This window comes from Thalassospira sp. SN3W (genome assembly GCF_038070535.1).
Lineage (GTDB): Bacteria > Pseudomonadota > Alphaproteobacteria > Rhodospirillales > Thalassospiraceae > Thalassospira > Thalassospira xiamenensis.
Genome location: NZ_CP121124.1, coordinates 1871181 through 1887451, shown reverse-complemented (window position 1 = coordinate 1887451; position 16271 = coordinate 1871181). Strand labels below are relative to the sequence as shown.

The window sequence follows — 16271 nt, the reverse complement described above, 5'->3', positions numbered from 1 at the left end:
CATCACATTTTCAACCGAAGCGTCAGCAAAGCGCGATTGCGTCGATAATCATGGCCGGTTTCGTTTGATTTACGCTGGTCATATCGCCAGGAACCATCCAGTTCCGTAAAACGGTTGAGTTCATAACGCACACCTCCGCCAAAGCGCGTTACTTTGTCAGTCCGTCCAGCCCCCTCAAACCGATCCTGCTGATAGCCAGCGTTAAGGCGGATGCTTAGCCAGCGCCGTAGTTCATGTTCAATACCGGCATCGAAGCTTTCACCGATAATTCCGCTGGCACCGGTAACGGTGGTTTCCCCGATTTCGCGTTTGGCACGGAAATCCAACGCAGTCATGCGTGTAATATTCCATGTTGTTGCGGCACGAAGTGAAAACCCTTCGTTATTTTGCAAACGGGAATCCTCATAAATTTGCGACATCCATCCAGCCCCGAGATCGGCCTTAATCAAATCGGTAAGGTCAAATGTCATGCCGCCCAGCAATCGGTAACCGTTTGAATTGCGAAAAATTCCCTGATCGTCGGGGGTATTTTCATATTCTCGCTGGTTAAAGGTGGTCTCGCCATAAGCTTCGCGGCCTGGTCCCAGTTGATAAGAAGCCCGCATGATCAGCCGCAATTCAGTCCGATCCCGATCATCATTATTGGCAATACCCCCATTGGTGAGCGCGGTATCGTCAAAATCAAGCTGTCGAAAGGCCATGGCGGCTCGGTAGTGAACATCACCGGCAAAATAGCGAATGGCAATTTCAGTATTTTTCTCGTCATAGGTGACGGGTTCGCTGGCACCGGCCGGAATATCATCACCGCCGCGATCTTCGTGACCTTTGGCGATACGGAAATCGCCATCAACAGCAAATGCCGGGCCGATATCCGATCCGGCGGAAACACCAAGTTCGCCATCCAGATAATCATCTTCGCCTGATTTGGCGTAAAACCCAGCATCACCAAGAGCTTCAAGTCGTAAGCGGGCCCGTTGCCAATTTGATTGCAAGGTTAAAGCAGGTACTACCCGGCTAATGGTGTCGGACTTTTGGTAGCTATCGGACAGAAAAATATTGTCGTTGAATTCCTCTGTCACCGAAAGCGATGGCACCAAATCAAAAAGGCCAAGCTGAATTGTTGTATCTCGCCTGTTCTTTTGTGTCGCTTCAGACTTTGCAAAAGCCACAGGATTGAAACAGTTGGCCAGCAGAATGCAGCAACATAGTAAAGCAGTCTTAAAGCCAGCGTTTTTCATCCGGTACGACATGATGACAGTGTTTCAGGGGATGTGCGCTTTGGGCCATTCACCCAGTACCAAGGGCGCGTGACTGTGCAGATCAAAATAAGTATGTCAGATGTCAAAGATTGCTGGTTGATATAGAGAAGATCACAGTCAAGGCGGCTTTTCAGATCAAAACTGGACTGAATTGGGCCGCGCCAACCATTGATCTGGGCCAGACCTGTGATGCCAGGTGGCATCTGATGGCGTGCATTATAAAGCGCAAAGTGCCGGGCGAAATCGTGATTGTCCGCTGGTGTATGCGGGCGCGGCCCGACAAGTGACATATCACCACGAACGATATTGAAAAGCTGCGGCAGCTCGTCCAGACCCCAGCGCCGAATGAAATTACAGAATTTTGTCGGCGGCAGAGGTGTGCCGTCCGGGCGTATCGAACCCCAAAGAGTGCAGAACTTATAAATATTGAAAGGCCTGCCAAGATACCCGATGCGAACCTGTTTGAAAAATACGGGGCCACGATGATCGCATTTCAGGGCTATCGCTATCAAAAGTAGTAAAGGCAGGGTCGCGATAAGTAAGGTTGTGGCAACTGAAATATCAAAGAGCCGTTTCGGCAAAGGACTTTGGCCGTGTAAGCCGGATGTTTGCGAGCTCCGCCCCGAAAGCCTCGTTTGCATTTTCTGTTCCCCGCCCGGAATGTGCAGGAAAAGATTAGCGAATTAATCGTAAGACGCCAACGCTTTATAACTAAAGGTTGTTTAAACGCTTTTGACGATATCGTTCGAACCACTTTGCCATGATTGGTGCCAGCAATACGATCTCGAAAATGCGGACGATATGATGGAAAGCAACAAAGCTTGGTTCGACATTCAGCGCTAGCGCGATCAGGGACATTTCCGCAACGCCACCCGGTGCGAAGGCGAGCAGAACAGCAATATAATCAAGATCCAGCCAGTCAGAAACAAACCAGGCCACTCCGCCGGTGAAGGCAAGGATCAGCACAGTGGCAAAGATCGAATAACCTGCAAGACGGGCGAGGAAGGAAAGCTTTACCCCGGCGAAGCGACTGCCAATTGCCGAGCCGAGGATCAGAAGGCTTCCGGCCAATAACCATCCGGGCAGATTGCCCTCCACAAGGCCGGTTACATGCAAAACCATGCTGGCCATCATGGCGCCGGTCATTTCGGCGGCGGGAATGCCGATCTTTCGGAAAACCAGGACGGTTGCAATCGCACAGAATGCCGTGATCAGTCCCTCGGACAACGTCATCTGGATGGCTTCGCTATCGCCATGACCACTTGCGACGACACCGGTGATCATAAGGACGATCAATGGTGCTGACATGACCAGAAGCAGAACGCGCAAACCCTGTGTGAGGGCGATTTCCTGTTCGTTGCCGCCTGCGGCGGCACCCAGAACCACCATTGGCGTCAAACCGCCCGGTGTGGCTGAAAACAAAGCTGTTGCCGGATCAAGTTTTGCGACCTTGCTGTAGAACCAGGTAACAACAAGCGTGATGATCGGAACGTAAAGCAGAACCGCAATCATACTGATCGGCCATCGGGCCGCCTGATCAAGGGTATCTGGGGTAAAGGATGCGCCGAGAAATACGCCGATCACACCCAGAATAACGGAGCGAAATCGCATCGGGATACCCATGCGGACACGCAGCAGGCTGGCGACAAATGTCGCGAGCATTGGCCCCATCATCCAGGCAAGCGGCATATTGATGCCGTGTGCGATCAACCCGCCAACAAGCCCAATGCCAAGTGCCACAAACAGGTTTTTGAAAAATTTCGGGGTGAGGCTGCTGGAAAGGCGGTTGATCCAACTGTCGTCTGCGGGCCTTTCCGGCGGGACGCTCATTATTATGCCTCGGCCTTGTTCTTGTTGATCTGGTCAAGGAAGCCGTCGATCGCATCACGCAGGCGGGCAGCTTCGGCATTCAGGGTGTTTGTCGCACGCGAAACGTTTTCCGATCCGGTGTGAACGCGGGCGGTTTCCGTGTCCAATGCACCAACTGCATCGGCAACCGTTCGCATGCCACCATTGGCATCATGGATGCTGGTCGATATGCCATTGGTCGAGGCTTGTTGTTCTTCCACCGCCGCCGCAATGGCCGCGGCTGATTGATCAACTTCACCAATAACATTGGCAACGGATTCAAGAGCACTGACAACATTGTCCGTCAGACCGCGGATTTCTTCGACCTGTGCCGAAATATCCTCGGTCGCGCGGGCGGTTTGCGATGCAAGGTTTTTAACCTCGCCTGCGACAACGGCAAAGCCTTTGCCTGCGTCACCGGCACGTGCTGCCTCGATCGTTGCGTTCAATGCCAGAAGGTTTGTCTGGTTGGCGATGTCTTCGATCAGCGTAACAATATCACCAATTCGCTGAGTTGCTTCGGTCAGCTGTTCAAACAGGGCGCGGGAATGTTCACTCTCAGTGCGGGCGCGTCCGGCAACTTCGGCTGATTTCTGTGCCTGCTGGCCAATTTCTCCGATGGCCTCTGACAGGCTGGCGGTGGTTTGTGATACGGCCTCGATATGATGCAGGACAGCTTCGGAATGATGGTTGGCATCAGCAGCACGTGCGGTGGCCGATGTCGCAATCTGTTCCATGTCGTTGGCCGAGCCGTTCAGTGACCCGAATTCACGGTCAAATCCGCCGAGAGCTTCCTGGACGGCACGCTGGAAATTGTCGGTTGCCTTAACCAGTTCAAGCTGGCGTTCGCGTTCTATCTTTCGCACGCGTTCGCGTTCATGACGCAGTGTTTCGGCTTCTTTTGACTGATCGCGAAGAACGGTTACCGAGCGCGCAACCACGCCAATCTCGTCACGGCGCTGCACACCACGAATTTCCACATCAAGGTCACCCTTGGAAATCTGTTCGATCAGTTGCGCAAGATCGGTCATCGGGCGCGAAATACGGCGTGAAACAAAAACTGAAACGACTGCCGCGACAAAGATCACGACAATCGCGACAATGACGAAGACCTTCTGAAGTGTTTCGGCCTGCGCTTGGGCGTTGCCAAATGATGTGGTGGCAACTTCCTGAGACTGCGCGAGAATTTTCTGCAACGGTACTTGCAGTGCGCGGAAGGACTCATCGGCACGCGCAATAACCTCAAGCGCGCCATAGATATTCATCTCGCTTTCGATCAGGAACTGATCGACTTCGTTCATATAGGTGTCGTAGGCGGTGGTAAATTCATCGCCGCCGACTGCTGCCAGACGTTCGGCAAGCGGGGCCAGTTCGGTAGACAGATTACCGGCCTTTTCGCGAAGTTCGGGAACCGCGGCGGCATTAACGCCGTTGGAATCCCACGTCAGAATCCGGAAAAGGCTTCCGTGCGCTTCGTTCAGTGCGTCACTGAGTGTCAGTGCATCGGAACGGCGTTCATAAGCTTCGACGCGAAGGTTGTTCAGCGTTTCCTTTTCGCTTTCCAATGTCAGAACCGTTGCGATACCCATCGCAATGATCACAACCATCAGAAAAACAGGAACCAAAAGGGTTTTCGGGCCGATTGAAAGATTATCGAGAAAACGCATCGCTTTTGTATCCTTCGCGTCGAAGATATTTGGTCTTACATTTCGCCGTCGTTCGGAACGGCCTTGCGGTTGCGCAACCACTGACGGGTGTTCCCGACAAGAGGTGCCAACAGGAAGGCAATGCTGATCAAAAGGATTATAAGCGTAATCGGGCGTTCCCAAAGGAAGGAAATCGAACCATCACTGATCATCAATGCGCGACGCAGGTTTTCTTCCATCATTTCGCCCAGGATGAAGCCCAGCAGCATGGGTGCCATCGGATAGTTCAACAGGCGCAGGCCAATGGCAATTGCCGCGGCCAAGACCATCATGTGAATATCCATGGTGTTAAACGTCACCAGATAAACACCGATCAGCGAGAAGAACAGGACGAACGGAACCAGCAACTGTTGCGGCAGTGCCAGCAAACGCGAGATGTACGGGATCAGCGGCAGGTTCAGAACCAGCAGAACGATATTGCCGATATACATCGAAATGATGACCGACCAGAACACGTCAGGCTGTTCGACGAACAGACGCGGACCTGGCTGAACACCATAAGAAATCAGCGCACCCATCATCACGGCAGTGGTCCCCGAACCCGGGATACCAAGCGTTAGAAGCGGGACGAACGAACCGGAACATGCCGCGTTGTTTGCCGTTTCCGGTGCTGTGAGACCCCGGATTGATCCCTTGCCAAACTTGAGCTTTTCCTTGGCACTGGCCAGGTTGCGTTCAAGGCCATAGGCAAGGAAGGACGCGATCGTTGCACCGGCACCCGGAAGAACGCCGGTGAAGAAACCAAGCACCGAGGAGCGGGCGATGACCGGGGTCATGATTTTGACCTCTTCCTTCGTCAGCTTCATAGAGCCGAGGTTTCTAAGTGCTTTTTGTTCGTCAGTACGGGTATCCTTGGTCGGACGCAGAATCTGCAGAAGGGCTTCGGACAGGGCAAATGTCGACATCGCCAGCAACAGGAAGCTGATGCCGTCGACAAGGTCCATGCTGCTAAAGGTGAAGCGCGCAACGCCAGCCGCCGGATCGGTGCCGATGGTTGATAGCATGATGCCAAACAGGGTCATCGTGATTGCCTTCAGAACCTGTCCCTTTCCGGCGAACGCGGAAACGGCAGTCAGGCCCAGAACCATCAATGCAAAGTAATCAGCCGACTGGAAGGACAGCGAAACCGAAGCCAGTGCCGGTGCTGCAACCAGAAGGAAGATGGCAGCGATCGTGCCCCCAGAGAAGGAAGAATAGGCCGCGATGGCAAGCGCCTTGCCGGCATGGCCCTGCTGAGCCATCGGGTAACCGTCAAACGCCGTGGCAACGGTTCCGGCAACGCCGGGCGCATTGATCAGGATTGATGATGTCGACCCGCCAAAAATCGCGCCGTAATACACACCAGCCATAAGGATCAGGCCGGTAGAAGGATCAAAGCCATAGGTGATCGGGATCATCAGCGCAATGGCCGTGATCGGACCGAGACCAGGCAACATGCCGATAAAGGTACCGGCAAAACAACCGACAACAACCATCAGAAGGTTGATCGGCATGACCGCGGTCGAAAGACCGGAGAAAATTCCTTCAAGCATTTCTTTCGCCTTAGCCCAGCATTTCGAAGATGTCGCCCGGTGCCAGATAAATCCCCATCAACTGGGATAGCAGGAACCAGAACACGAAAACGACAGGTACGGCTGCACCCAGCAGGACCTTGATGCGGCGTTCGCCAAGAACGGCAAAACCGCCCATCAGGAAGATGGTGGTCGAGATCAGGAAGCCGAGATAGCGAATGGTCAGGCCATAGAAGATCATCAATGCCGCAAGCATGATGACCGGTTTCCATTTCATGCCGCGGAATGCGGCAAGGAGGCTGCCGGCCTCTCGATTGGCCGGCAGTACCAGTTGGACGAAGGAAACCACACCCAGTACCCACGCCACGGCATTAGGGAGGGTCCGGGCATTGAACGGGGCATCTTCGTCACCGAACAGAAGCGGGATATCGCGAACATAATAGCCATAGATCAGCGCAAGGCACAAAAAGAGCAGTGCGCCGAACTTGTCACGATTGATGGACATGGCGTGGTTTCCTTCAGAGGTCTTTTTTATTGCAGGTCGGGATGGCTTATTTCAGGAAGCCAAGTTCACGCATCAGATCGCCAACCGTTTTTTCCTGATTTTCCATGAACGCGGAAAACTCGGCACGCGGCTTGTAGAACTTTTCCCAGCCGTTACGCTTGCGAACGACTTCCCATTCTTCGGTTGCCTGAACGTCTTTCAGAATCTTGGCGTATTCGTCCGCCTTTTCAGCCGAAAGAGCCGGGGAACCGAAATAACCACGCCAGTTGATGAATTCAGCATTAATGCCAAGCTCACCCAGCGAAGGAACGTCCGGAGCAACTTCGATCCGATCGGTCGAGGTCACAGCCAGAATACGAATCTGACCTGCTTTGTGCAGTTCAAGAAGTTCGCCAAGACCGGTCGAAATGACCTCGGTTTCACCCGACAGGAGACCGGCAATTGCTTTGCCACCTGCGTCGTAAGGAATGTATTTCACCTGTTTGGCATCACCGCCGCCCTGCTGAACAGCATAGGCCGCAACAATGTGATCCATACCGCCGCGGACCGAACCGCCACCAAACTTGACCGAGCTCGGATCAGCTTTGATCGCTTCGACAACATCGGTAAAGGATTTGTAAGGGCTGTCAGTCGGAACGCCAAACGCGGCATATTCAGCAACAACACCGGCAATCGGGGTCAGGTCACGGAACGACTGCGGGAATACGCCGGTCAAAGAACGGATGATGATCGGGGTGGAGTTGACCATCAGGGTGTTGTCGAGGCGATCTGCAGCTTCGATCATGTAGGCAATGGCTTTACCACCACCGCCGCCAGACATGTTTTCATAAGACGCCGTACCGACCAGACCAGATTTGGTCAGGGCTTCACCGGTACCACGTGCAGTGCTGTCCCAGCCACCGCCGGCACCACCCGGAACGATGAAGTGGATATCATTAACTTCCTGCGCTTTGGCATCAAAGGCGCCAAATGCAGCAGTTGAAACGGCAACAGCAGTTGCTGCAGCCAAGAATCCGCGACGTGAGAACATCGTCAGCTTCGTCATGTTGTCGTCTCCTCCAGACACAAAAACCTTCCCTGGCCGCCGATTGGCGGCAGGCCGATCAGTTCAGGACAAGGCATCTGCAATGAAGGTCTGGCTGCGCTTGCATTCCGGCGACATGCCGGTACCCCATGACAACAAACAGCTGAAGGCCTCCCTTGCCGATGATCCTTTTTGATTGTCCTTATATCAGATCATTCGACCTGACGGATCGGCAGCGCGAAGACGGTAACAGGCAAACCTGTCACCAACCTGTCATCGCACCAAACAGAGTGAAAAAAGTTCACAGCATTTATGATCATGCGGCAAAAGCCGCTGCGGAAAACGGTTTATGCCGACAATGCTCGTCCACACTCAAGGGCATGTTTCTTCAGGAAAAGAAGTGCTTCCTTGCGTTTCGATTGATTGAACCGGCTGACCGGTCCCGAAAGAGTCAAAACACCAAGCAGCCTGTTCTGCCGGTCCAGAACGGGTACTGCGATTGCTGATATATCCGGATCACGTTCGCCTTCGCTTTGGGAAAAACCGGCTTCAAGAACGTCAATTGCATGATCATCGACGCCATTACCCCATGCGCGTATCACGTGCCCGGCCGCGCCACGATCACAGGGGAGTATCGCACCTTCTTCCAGATGGTGGCGCAGGCTGCTGGGGGAATTTTCGCGAAACAGGCACAGGCGGTTTTCTCCTTCGGGCACATAAAAAGAGGCTGTTTCGCCGCTGGCCAAAACAAGCGCCGACAGATGTGGTCGAACCACGTCATCCATACGAAATGAACGACGATATATTGACCCCAGACGCCACAATGCTGGTCCCAGCCGGTAACGTCCACGCCCCGATATTGCCAGAAACCCCCGCGACTCCAGCGTTCCAGCCAATCGGGTGATCGTGCTTTTATACATCCCTGTGCGTTCAGCCAGGTCCTTGAGCGAAAGATCGGCGTCGCGATCTGTAAAGGCATCAAGAATGACCAGGGCACGTTCAACCGCGCTAACATTCTGTTCTGACATGATTAATCCGATTTCCGCGTGACGGTTGGACCCGATGCAATGTTATTGGGCGTTTTGTGATTGGTCAAAATTCTATATAATAGAACGAAATTCTACCAGACAGAATTTAAGGAAATCTCATGGATACGACCAAACCACTTGCCGGTATTACCGTTCTGGACCTGACCAACGTTCTGGCGGGCCCGTTTTGCTGCCATCAGCTTGCCCATCTGGGGGCTGATGTCATCAAAGTCGAAGCACCCGGTCGGGGGGACCTTGCACGTCAATTGGGCGCGGATCAGGGATTGAATGAAAAGCTGATGGGGGTTTCGTTCATGGCGCAGAATGCCGGGAAACGATCCGTCACGCTGAACCTCAAGGATCCGCGCGGTAAGGAAATACTCAAAAAGCTGGTCGCGAAGGCGGATGTCGTTGTCGAAAATTTCCGACCCGGCGTGATGGATCGGCTTGACCTTGGCTATGATGTGCTGTCGAAAGTAAATCCGGCGCTGGTTTACTGTGCGATTTCGGGTTTCGGGCAAACCGGACCGATGAAAAAGCTGCCTGCCTATGACCAGATCGTGCAGGGGCTTTCGGGCATTATGACAATCACCGGCGAAGAAGATAAGGAAACCTATCGTGTCGGATATCCGATGGCTGACACGATAGGGGGCCTTACCGCCGCATACGCAATCACAGCGGCACTTGCCGGGCGTGCCATGGGAAGCAATGAAGGCAAGGGCAGTTTTATCGATATTTCGATGCTGGAATCCGTAATTGCCACCATGGGGTGGGTGGTGTCGAATTTCCTGATCGCCGGGAAACAGCCAACAGCCAACGGAAACGATAATTTCACATCCTCGCCGTCGGGTACTTTCCGCACACAGGATGGCAAGATCAACATTGCAGCAAACAAACAGGAACAGTTTGAAGCCGTTTGTGATGTTCTGGAATTGCCAGACCTGAAAATCGATCCGCGTTTCATTACCCGAACGGAACGCCTGTCGCATCGCAGGGAACTAAGCGATCTGCTTGAAGGAATACTCGTAACCCGTTCAACAGATCACTGGGTTTCAAAATTCAACGCCGCTGGCGTACCGGCAGGCGCGGTTTTGACCGTGCCGCAGGCACTTTCGCTGCCACAAATTGCTGATCGCGGGATGCTTGCCGATTTTACCGATGTACCGGGTGCCGAACGTGACATCCGCATTCTGCGTACCGGTATCAAGATGAATGGCGACGCGCCTTCGGTTAATGCGCCGCCACCGGTTCTGGGACAGGACAACGAAACCATTCTGGCCACTCTTGGTCTTTCCGCCGAGGAGGTCGCCACCTTGAAAGCCGAGGGCGTGCTATGAGCGATAAAACTGCAGAAGACATTGAAAACGAAGTCAGCGACTGGTGGAAAACATCCATCATCGATATGGAACCGGGCAAAATCCATTTCAGCGGTTACGCCATTGAGGACCTGATCGGCAATATCAGTTTCCCCGGTATGATTTGGTTGATGACGCGCGGTGAGTTACCATCAAAGGGACAGGCAGCCTTGCTTGAGGCCGCGCTTGTCGCGGCAGTCGATCATGGCCCGCAGGCACCGAGTATCGCAATCGCGCGAATGGCTGCGACCTGCGGGGTCGGGTTGAATAACGCGATGGCCAGTGCTGTAAATGTTCTGGGTGATGTTCATGGTGGGGCGGGCGAACAGGCTGTCGGACTTTACCACGATATTGCCGCGCGCATGGATAGCGGCGCAAGCCTGGCCGATGCGACAGCTGCTGGTCTGGATCATCAGATTGCCGAACATGGCAAACATATTCCGGGATTTGGGCATCGTTTCCATCCGCTTGATCCGCGTGCCCCGCGTTTATTGTCGCTTGTTGAAAAGGCGGCTGCGGAGGGCATCGTTTCCGGGCGCTTTGGACAGATCGCCAGTCAGATCGAGGAAACCCTTCTGCAACGCAAAGGCAAACGCATCCCGATGAATATCGACGGTGCGACGGCGGTGATATATGCCGAGCTTGGATTTGCAGCACCTCTTGCACGGGGCTTGTTCTGTTTGTCCCGTTCGGTTGGGATACTGGCCCACGCCTGGGAGCAAACCAATGAGGGGGGGCGCAACAAGGGGCCAATTCCGCGTCGTCTGATCTGGAATTATGACGGTCCGGAACGCCGCCCGTTCCCGAAAGATGTCGGCGATCAGTAAGGTTTCAGGTCGGCAGCTGCGCGTAGATGCTGCGCGCAGCACTTTCCAGAAGATCCCGATCAAATTCGCCACTTAAGGCATAACCGATCCCCTGATCGACCCAGTAAAAGGTGCCGATAGACCCTTTCTGATCATAGCGAAATGCCGTTGATCCATTATCAGGATCGCGTGCGATCATTACGGTCAGTCTTGCACCACTGCCATCCTGATACATCAAAAGCGCACCGGGTTTGCCATCAAAGGGCACCAATCGCCCACCAACGAGTTCGAAACCCTGTGTTTCCAGATCAGGCGCCGTCATCGACATGCCAAGACGTTTGCCTAGCCACGTGACCAGATGATCCTTTTCATTGGCGTAGACTTCTACCGGATGGCGAACTTCGCTGGCATAAATTCCATATCCGTCACGTGATGCCTGTTGGAGGATGTCGATATAGGAGGCTTCAAGGCTGGTTGGGCCAATTATTTTTTGTCCCAAAAGCGTGCTGGCCCCTCCGGCGATAAACAGGATCAAAGCCGCAGCAAGGTTGCGCCAGATTGTGCGATGATGTTCTGTTGTTGATGCGCGACGTCGTGATAGGGGAAGTCCCAGATCTGCATCGGGTTCGGGGAACAGACCCCTAAGAATTACATTTTGTCTGCGCCAGGTTTCAACCTTTTGCCGGTCTTCAGGGTGGGTTTCAAGCCAGTCGTCGACAGTCTGTCGACGTTCATCAGATAATTGGTTGTCGACCCACGCATGAAGATCATTTTCGGTTACGGATGTGTTGTTCCTATCGTTCATCTGGAACTCCGTAGTTCAACAATATTGTTGCCGGAAAGCTGTTTGGCAAGGAAGTGACGGGCACGTGACAGGCGTGACATTACCGTGCCTACCGGGATGTCAAGAATCTCTGCAGTTTCGCCATAGCTGTATCCTTCAATCGCCACCAGCATCAATACAGATCGCTGATCGGCCGGCAGTTTTTCCACTGCCTGGCGAAAGGCATAATGTTCGACAGCCAGATTGGGACTTTGCAGACCCGGATCGCTGTCGGTGGTATTGATTGGGACATGTGGCGGGGTGCGGCGGTTTTTGCGCAGGTTATTGTAATTCAGATTGGTCATGATTCGTGTCATCCATGCGCGCAGATTGGTGCCGCGCCAGGATGCCTCGTTCTCTACAGCATTTGTCAGGCAGTCCTGCAACAGGTCTTCGGCATCGTGCGATGATCGGGTCAGGCTGCGCGCATAGCGGCGCAATTGCGGGATCAGATCAAGCATCGCCTGACTCTGTCGCGACATCACATTATCCTCCGGGCAGCACGAAACGAATTTCGTACTGCCCCGGAAGACTTGCAAAACAAATTGCAGTCAGACCTGTTACGGATTGATCGCTTAAGGACGGGCAGCATCCCAGATATCCTTGAAGCCATGACCCGTTGTGTCGCCTTTTTTAGTGTCTTTGACCCAGAAATAGAGCGGTTTTCCGTCTTTGGCCCATTGCATTTCACCGGTTTTACGCTGGATCAGGCCGAAGTTGCCATCCGCAGTTGCACCGGCTTTGGCAATAAAGGGCGGCCAAGCACTTGCGCAGGCATCATAGCAATTCGATTGTCCGTCCGTGTCCTTGCGAAAAGTGTAAAGGGTCATGCCATTTCCACCGGCAAGTACCGGGCCAATGCCGGTTTCAACGGTCATGGTATCGGGGGCAGCAAGGGCGACGGTCGAAAGCGGCAGGGACATCACAGTGAACAGGCCGGCAGCGATCATAAGCTTCTTCATGAATTCCTCCTTGGAACAGGGACGGATCGAAAATCCGCCTTCATCAAGCAAGACACCGCCGCATGGTATTTTATTCCGGCCGGCACAAAATTTTTTACCGGCGATTAAGCAATGCATCCTGCCAACGGCTTAAAAACCGCTGGCGTTTTGCCTGATCAAGATAAACCAGAAGCCCTGGCCCTACGGGGAATGATCGGACCCGTTCGCCGTAGCGGTCGAAAATCAGCGACGAAAACGGGCTGGGTGGGACATCGGGGCGGACCGGGTTAAAATTCCCTTCATCCTGCAGGATGCTCTGGCCTTCGATAGAAAGGATATAGTCAAGGAATCTGCCGCCAGTTTCCGGGTTGCGCGCGCCGCGCGGAATGATGGCGATACGGGAATAAACAACGATGAAATCATCAGGCAGGATCACCCCAAGATTGGGGTTTCGGCGACTGAATGTTTCTGCATATGATCCCAGCAAATTGTATCCCAGGACCAACTGGCCGTCGGCGATTTTTTCAAGCATCGGGGATGTGTTGGAATACAGTTTTACCCTTGCCTGCCCCAGTGTGCGGACAAAATCCCATATCCCCGAAAAAAAGCGTTCATCGCGTGCCAGAAACAGGAAGCCAACCCCGCTGCGCTCGATATCATAGGTCGTGACTTTTTCGCTGAGCAGATCATCATGATCGTTCAGAAGCCGGATGAGGTCGTTACGTGTTCTTGGAGGTTCGAGATTGTTTTCGCGAAAGAACTGCCGATTATACGCCATTACGGCGGGTTCTTGCGTGACGGCAAATGCTTCGTTGCGCCAGCGCGCCCAGTTTGGCAAAGCGCGGGTCTGATCGCTTTGATGGGAAATGGCATAACCGTCATTCGCCAGTTTCATCTGCAAGTCCATCGAAGAACTGATCACCAGATCGGCGTTTGGTTCTTCGGCTTCATGCTCCGCCAGGGTCTGGTGATACATTTCCAGCGTTTGTAGCTGATGATATTCGACGCGAATTTCAGGGTTACTTTGCTGGAAGCCATCAATCACAGGGCGAAAGGCCTCGATGTCGGCCGATCCATAAATGACGACAGTTCGACTTTCCGATAACAGGTTCTGTTCCGGGTCGCCGGGACCTGTATTTTGCTGTGCAGGAAAAACAAACAACTCGGCAGACGCGGGAAAAACGCGGAAAATTGCTGCGCAGAAAACTGCAATAATGATAGTACTGCGCAGTTTCATTGCTTACAGGCCCTCATTAACCGTTTACGCGCAGGCGTGATGCCAGATGATTATATCAAGGCTTTCCCGATCCGGCAAAATCTGGAAAATTCATGTGGTTCGGGCAATATGTACCAGACCTTTCTGGTTTAACAGGGGACCGGACCCGATACAATGAGAGTCCTTGTCGTAGAAGATCACGCAGCACTTGCCGATGGCATCGCCCGCTCCTTGCAGTTGGCGGGCTACGCAGTTGATGTGATTTCCGATGGCGAGGAAGCGGATGAAATTCTGCGTACACAGGAATACGGTCTTGTGGTGCTTGATCTCAACCTTCCCAGGATGGACGGACTTGAAATACTACGCCGGTTGCGTCATCGCGGGTCAGAAAGTGCGGTGTTGATCCTTACGGCCCGCAACGATATCGATGATCGTGTGCGCGGCCTTGATCTTGGTGCGGATGATTATCTGGCAAAACCGTTTGAACTGATCGAGCTTGAAGCGCGTGTGCGCGCCCTTATGCGTCGCCATTCCGGTACGCATAATACCCGGATCACCTGTGGCCGCCTGACATATGATACCGTAGCCCGTCGTGCGATGATTGACGGCGAGGATATCGAAATTCCAAGGCGAGAACTGAATATCCTTGAGATTCTGTTGCTGCGACTTGGGCATGTCTTATCCAAGGAACAGATTACAGACCAGCTTGCCGGGTTTGAGGATGATATCAGTGCAAACGCGGTCGAACTTTATATCAGTCGATTGCGCAAACGCGTCGAAACGGCTGATGTCAAAATCCAGACCATCCGCGGCCTTGGCTATCTGCTGAAAAAAACATGAAGTGGCGTAACGCATCCCTTCGCCGGCGATTGCTGATCTGGCTTCTGATCCCGTTGCTTCTGATCAGTTCGCTGATGCTGTTCGAGGTGCGCAGCAATGCCGTGCATTCCGCCAATCAGGCGTTTGATCGTGCGCTTCTGAGTTCTGCACTGGCAATTGCTGATCGTGTGGTTTTGATTGGCGGCCAGATCGAGGTTGACGTGCCTTATGTCGCGCTTGAGATGTTGACAAGCTCCGCACAGGATCGGGTTTTTTATCAGGTCAGCACCGCACAAGGTGAATTCATCACTGGTTATGAGGAATTACCACCGGTTCCCGAAAAACTGATGCCACTACTTGAAGAGCCGGTATTTTATGACGCGGAATATAACGGTGAACGTGTGCGGATCGGGGCGTTATCGCGGTATGTTGCCAGTGCAAGGATGGCGACCCGTTTTCACGTACTGGTCGCGGAAACTACCGGAACACGCGAAAGCCTGAGCGAGGATATTCTGGCACGTGCCGCTGTCCGGCAATTCGGACTGATCCTGATTGCGGCTCTTATTGTCTGGTTTGGGATCGGGCAGGGGCTTAAACCGCTGGCGCGATTGGAAGAAGCACTTAACCGCAGATCGCCTTCGGACCTGAGGCCGATTTTGCATGATGTCCCAACCGAAGTGCGCCACCTTGTCGGGGCGATCAACCATTTGCTGAAACGTTTGGAAAATACGCTTTCGACCATGCAGCGCTTTACCGCAGATGCCGCGCATCAGTTGCGGACACCATTGGCGGCGTTACTTACCCAGGCCGAGCTGGGACTGCGTGAAAAGGATCCGGAAAAGCTGCATGATGTCATGGAAAAGCTGGCGGCATCAACGCGTCAGACATCCCATCTTGCCAATCAGTTGCTGGCATCTGCACGGTCCGCACCCGAAGGTCTGGCCGGACGACCCTTTGTCCGTATTGATCTGGGCGAGATCACCCGTGCGGTCACGGGCAGCAAGGTGCCCGAGGCACTGGAACGCGGTATTGATCTCGGATACGAAGGGATTGACGGGGCGGCCCCGATCATGGGCGATGCGACGCTGATCGAGGAATTGCTGAAGAACCTGATCCACAATGCGTTGACCTATTGCCCAGAAGGCAGTTCGGTCACGGTTCGGTTAATACCCGAGGCAGGTAACACTGCATTCATCAAGCTGGTGGTTGAGGATGATGGGCCGGGCATTGCGCTTGAACATCGCAAGCATGTGTTTGAGCGGTTCTATCGCGTGTCGGATGGCGGGGAAGACGGATGTGGTCTTGGCCTGTCTATCGTGCGCGAAATCGCCTTGCGCCACGATACCCGTATCGGGCTGGATGAACCCGAAAATCACAGCGGCGCGATCTTCTCGGTGCGTTTCCGGTTGGCATCAGACCAATAAAACGCA

Annotated in this window: 16 protein-coding genes; 4 read left to right on the top strand and 12 right to left on the bottom strand. The window is 53.6% G+C overall.

Annotation, left to right across the window (positions count from 1 at the left end; translation table 11 throughout):
* Nucleotides 1-2: 2 nt before the first annotated feature.
* The 8 genes from P8T57_RS08350 to P8T57_RS08315 all read right to left on the bottom strand — a co-directional run bounded on the left by P8T57_RS08350 (nucleotide 3) and on the right by P8T57_RS08315 (nucleotide 8881).
* Complete coding sequence (locus tag P8T57_RS08350) at nucleotides 3-1238, bottom strand: outer membrane beta-barrel protein (protein ID WP_341365155.1); 1236 nt, start codon at nucleotides 1236-1238, stop codon at nucleotides 3-5.
* Complete coding sequence (locus tag P8T57_RS08345) at nucleotides 1235-1900, bottom strand: sugar transferase (protein ID WP_341365154.1); 666 nt, start codon at nucleotides 1898-1900, stop codon at nucleotides 1235-1237. The genes P8T57_RS08350 and P8T57_RS08345 overlap by 4 nt, the downstream gene beginning before the upstream one ends.
* A gap of 70 nt (nucleotides 1901-1970) precedes the next feature.
* Complete coding sequence (locus P8T57_RS08340; protein ID WP_114094663.1) at nucleotides 1971-3089, bottom strand: AbrB family transcriptional regulator; 1119 nt, start codon at nucleotides 3087-3089, stop codon at nucleotides 1971-1973.
* 2 nt (nucleotides 3090-3091) lie between these two features.
* Entirely contained in the window at nucleotides 3092-4774 is a 1683-nt protein-coding gene (locus tag P8T57_RS08335) for a HAMP domain-containing methyl-accepting chemotaxis protein (RefSeq protein ID WP_341365153.1), read from the bottom strand.
* A gap of 35 nt (nucleotides 4775-4809) precedes the next feature.
* The gene (locus tag P8T57_RS08330; RefSeq protein WP_341365152.1) at nucleotides 4810-6345 is read right to left on the bottom strand and encodes a tripartite tricarboxylate transporter permease; all 1536 of its coding nucleotides are present in this window, start codon (nucleotides 6343-6345) and stop codon (nucleotides 4810-4812) included.
* A gap of 10 nt (nucleotides 6346-6355) precedes the next feature.
* Nucleotides 6356-6829, bottom strand: a complete 474-nt coding sequence (locus tag P8T57_RS08325; protein ID WP_007088608.1) for a tripartite tricarboxylate transporter TctB family protein — start codon at nucleotides 6827-6829, stop codon at nucleotides 6356-6358.
* A gap of 46 nt (nucleotides 6830-6875) precedes the next feature.
* Nucleotides 6876-7874, bottom strand: a complete 999-nt coding sequence (locus P8T57_RS08320) for a tripartite tricarboxylate transporter substrate-binding protein (protein ID WP_341365151.1) — start codon at nucleotides 7872-7874, stop codon at nucleotides 6876-6878.
* A 326-nt stretch (nucleotides 7875-8200) separates the two neighbouring features.
* Nucleotides 8201-8881, bottom strand: coding sequence for an IclR family transcriptional regulator (locus P8T57_RS08315; RefSeq protein WP_007088610.1), 681 nt, complete (start codon nucleotides 8879-8881; stop codon nucleotides 8201-8203).
* A gap of 119 nt (nucleotides 8882-9000) precedes the next feature.
* On the opposite strand from P8T57_RS08315, the gene P8T57_RS08310 reads away from it, so the two are divergent.
* Together P8T57_RS08310 and P8T57_RS08305 are read left to right on the top strand one after the other, a co-directional pair.
* Nucleotides 9001-10218 (top strand): CaiB/BaiF CoA-transferase family protein, encoded by a 1218-nt coding sequence (locus tag P8T57_RS08310; protein ID WP_341365150.1) that lies wholly within the window; start codon nucleotides 9001-9003, stop codon nucleotides 10216-10218.
* Nucleotides 10215-11063, top strand: coding sequence for a citryl-CoA lyase (locus P8T57_RS08305; RefSeq protein WP_341365149.1), 849 nt, complete (start codon nucleotides 10215-10217; stop codon nucleotides 11061-11063). The genes P8T57_RS08310 and P8T57_RS08305 overlap by 4 nt, the downstream gene beginning before the upstream one ends.
* A 4-nt stretch (nucleotides 11064-11067) precedes the next feature.
* On the opposite strand, the gene P8T57_RS08300 is transcribed toward P8T57_RS08305, so the two are convergent.
* From P8T57_RS08300 to P8T57_RS08285, 4 genes are all read right to left on the bottom strand, one after another.
* On the bottom strand, nucleotides 11068-11847 hold the full coding sequence (locus P8T57_RS08300) for an anti-sigma factor (protein WP_341365148.1): 780 nt from the start codon (nucleotides 11845-11847) through the stop codon (nucleotides 11068-11070).
* The gene (locus P8T57_RS08295) at nucleotides 11844-12347 is read right to left on the bottom strand and encodes an RNA polymerase sigma factor (RefSeq protein WP_341365147.1); all 504 of its coding nucleotides are present in this window, start codon (nucleotides 12345-12347) and stop codon (nucleotides 11844-11846) included. The genes P8T57_RS08300 and P8T57_RS08295 overlap by 4 nt, the downstream gene beginning before the upstream one ends.
* A 93-nt stretch (nucleotides 12348-12440) precedes the next feature.
* Nucleotides 12441-12827: a hypothetical protein gene (locus P8T57_RS08290; protein WP_110252574.1), complete on the bottom strand. Its 387-nt coding sequence runs from the start codon at nucleotides 12825-12827 to the stop codon at nucleotides 12441-12443.
* Nucleotides 12828-12921: 94 nt separating this feature from the next.
* Entirely contained in the window at nucleotides 12922-14043 is a 1122-nt protein-coding gene (locus tag P8T57_RS08285) for an ABC transporter substrate-binding protein (protein ID WP_341365146.1), read from the bottom strand.
* A 153-nt stretch (nucleotides 14044-14196) separates the two neighbouring features.
* Between P8T57_RS08285 and P8T57_RS08280 the strand changes: the two genes are divergently transcribed.
* Together P8T57_RS08280 and P8T57_RS08275 are read left to right on the top strand one after the other, a co-directional pair.
* A complete protein-coding gene (locus P8T57_RS08280; RefSeq protein WP_007088617.1) occupies nucleotides 14197-14862 on the top strand; it encodes a response regulator transcription factor in 666 nt (221 codons plus the stop codon).
* On the top strand, nucleotides 14859-16265 hold the full coding sequence (locus P8T57_RS08275) for a sensor histidine kinase (protein WP_341365145.1): 1407 nt from the start codon (nucleotides 14859-14861) through the stop codon (nucleotides 16263-16265). Before P8T57_RS08280 ends, P8T57_RS08275 begins: the two co-directional genes overlap by 4 nt.
* The last annotated feature ends 6 nt before the right edge of the window (nucleotides 16266-16271 follow it).

Bases quoted from the DNA above. Each gene is read 5' to 3' on its own strand.
- P8T57_RS08350 (WP_341365155.1), bottom strand. From the start codon at position 1,238: ATGAAAAACGCTGGCTTTAAGACTGCTTTACTATGTTGCTGCATTCTG.
- P8T57_RS08345 (WP_341365154.1), bottom strand. From the start codon at position 1,900: ATGCAAACGAGGCTTTCGGGGCGGAGCTCGCAAACATCCGGCTTACAC.
- P8T57_RS08340 (WP_114094663.1), bottom strand. From the start codon at position 3,089: ATGAGCGTCCCGCCGGAAAGGCCCGCAGACGACAGTTGGATCAACCGC.
- P8T57_RS08335 (WP_341365153.1), bottom strand. From the start codon at position 4,774: ATGCGTTTTCTCGATAATCTTTCAATCGGCCCGAAAACCCTTTTGGTT.
- P8T57_RS08330 (WP_341365152.1), bottom strand. From the start codon at position 6,345: ATGCTTGAAGGAATTTTCTCCGGTCTTTCGACCGCGGTCATGCCGATC.
- P8T57_RS08325 (WP_007088608.1), bottom strand. From the start codon at position 6,829: ATGTCCATCAATCGTGACAAGTTCGGCGCACTGCTCTTTTTGTGCCTT.
- P8T57_RS08320 (WP_341365151.1), bottom strand. From the start codon at position 7,874: ATGACGAAGCTGACGATGTTCTCACGTCGCGGATTCTTGGCTGCAGCA.
- P8T57_RS08315 (WP_007088610.1), bottom strand. From the start codon at position 8,881: ATGTCAGAACAGAATGTTAGCGCGGTTGAACGTGCCCTGGTCATTCTT.
- P8T57_RS08310 (WP_341365150.1), top strand. From the start codon at position 9,001: ATGGATACGACCAAACCACTTGCCGGTATTACCGTTCTGGACCTGACC.
- P8T57_RS08305 (WP_341365149.1), top strand. From the start codon at position 10,215: ATGAGCGATAAAACTGCAGAAGACATTGAAAACGAAGTCAGCGACTGG.
- P8T57_RS08300 (WP_341365148.1), bottom strand. From the start codon at position 11,847: ATGAACGATAGGAACAACACATCCGTAACCGAAAATGATCTTCATGCG.
- P8T57_RS08295 (WP_341365147.1), bottom strand. From the start codon at position 12,347: ATGTCGCGACAGAGTCAGGCGATGCTTGATCTGATCCCGCAATTGCGC.
- P8T57_RS08290 (WP_110252574.1), bottom strand. From the start codon at position 12,827: ATGAAGAAGCTTATGATCGCTGCCGGCCTGTTCACTGTGATGTCCCTG.
- P8T57_RS08285 (WP_341365146.1), bottom strand. From the start codon at position 14,043: ATGAAACTGCGCAGTACTATCATTATTGCAGTTTTCTGCGCAGCAATT.
- P8T57_RS08280 (WP_007088617.1), top strand. From the start codon at position 14,197: ATGAGAGTCCTTGTCGTAGAAGATCACGCAGCACTTGCCGATGGCATC.
- P8T57_RS08275 (WP_341365145.1), top strand. From the start codon at position 14,859: ATGAAGTGGCGTAACGCATCCCTTCGCCGGCGATTGCTGATCTGGCTT.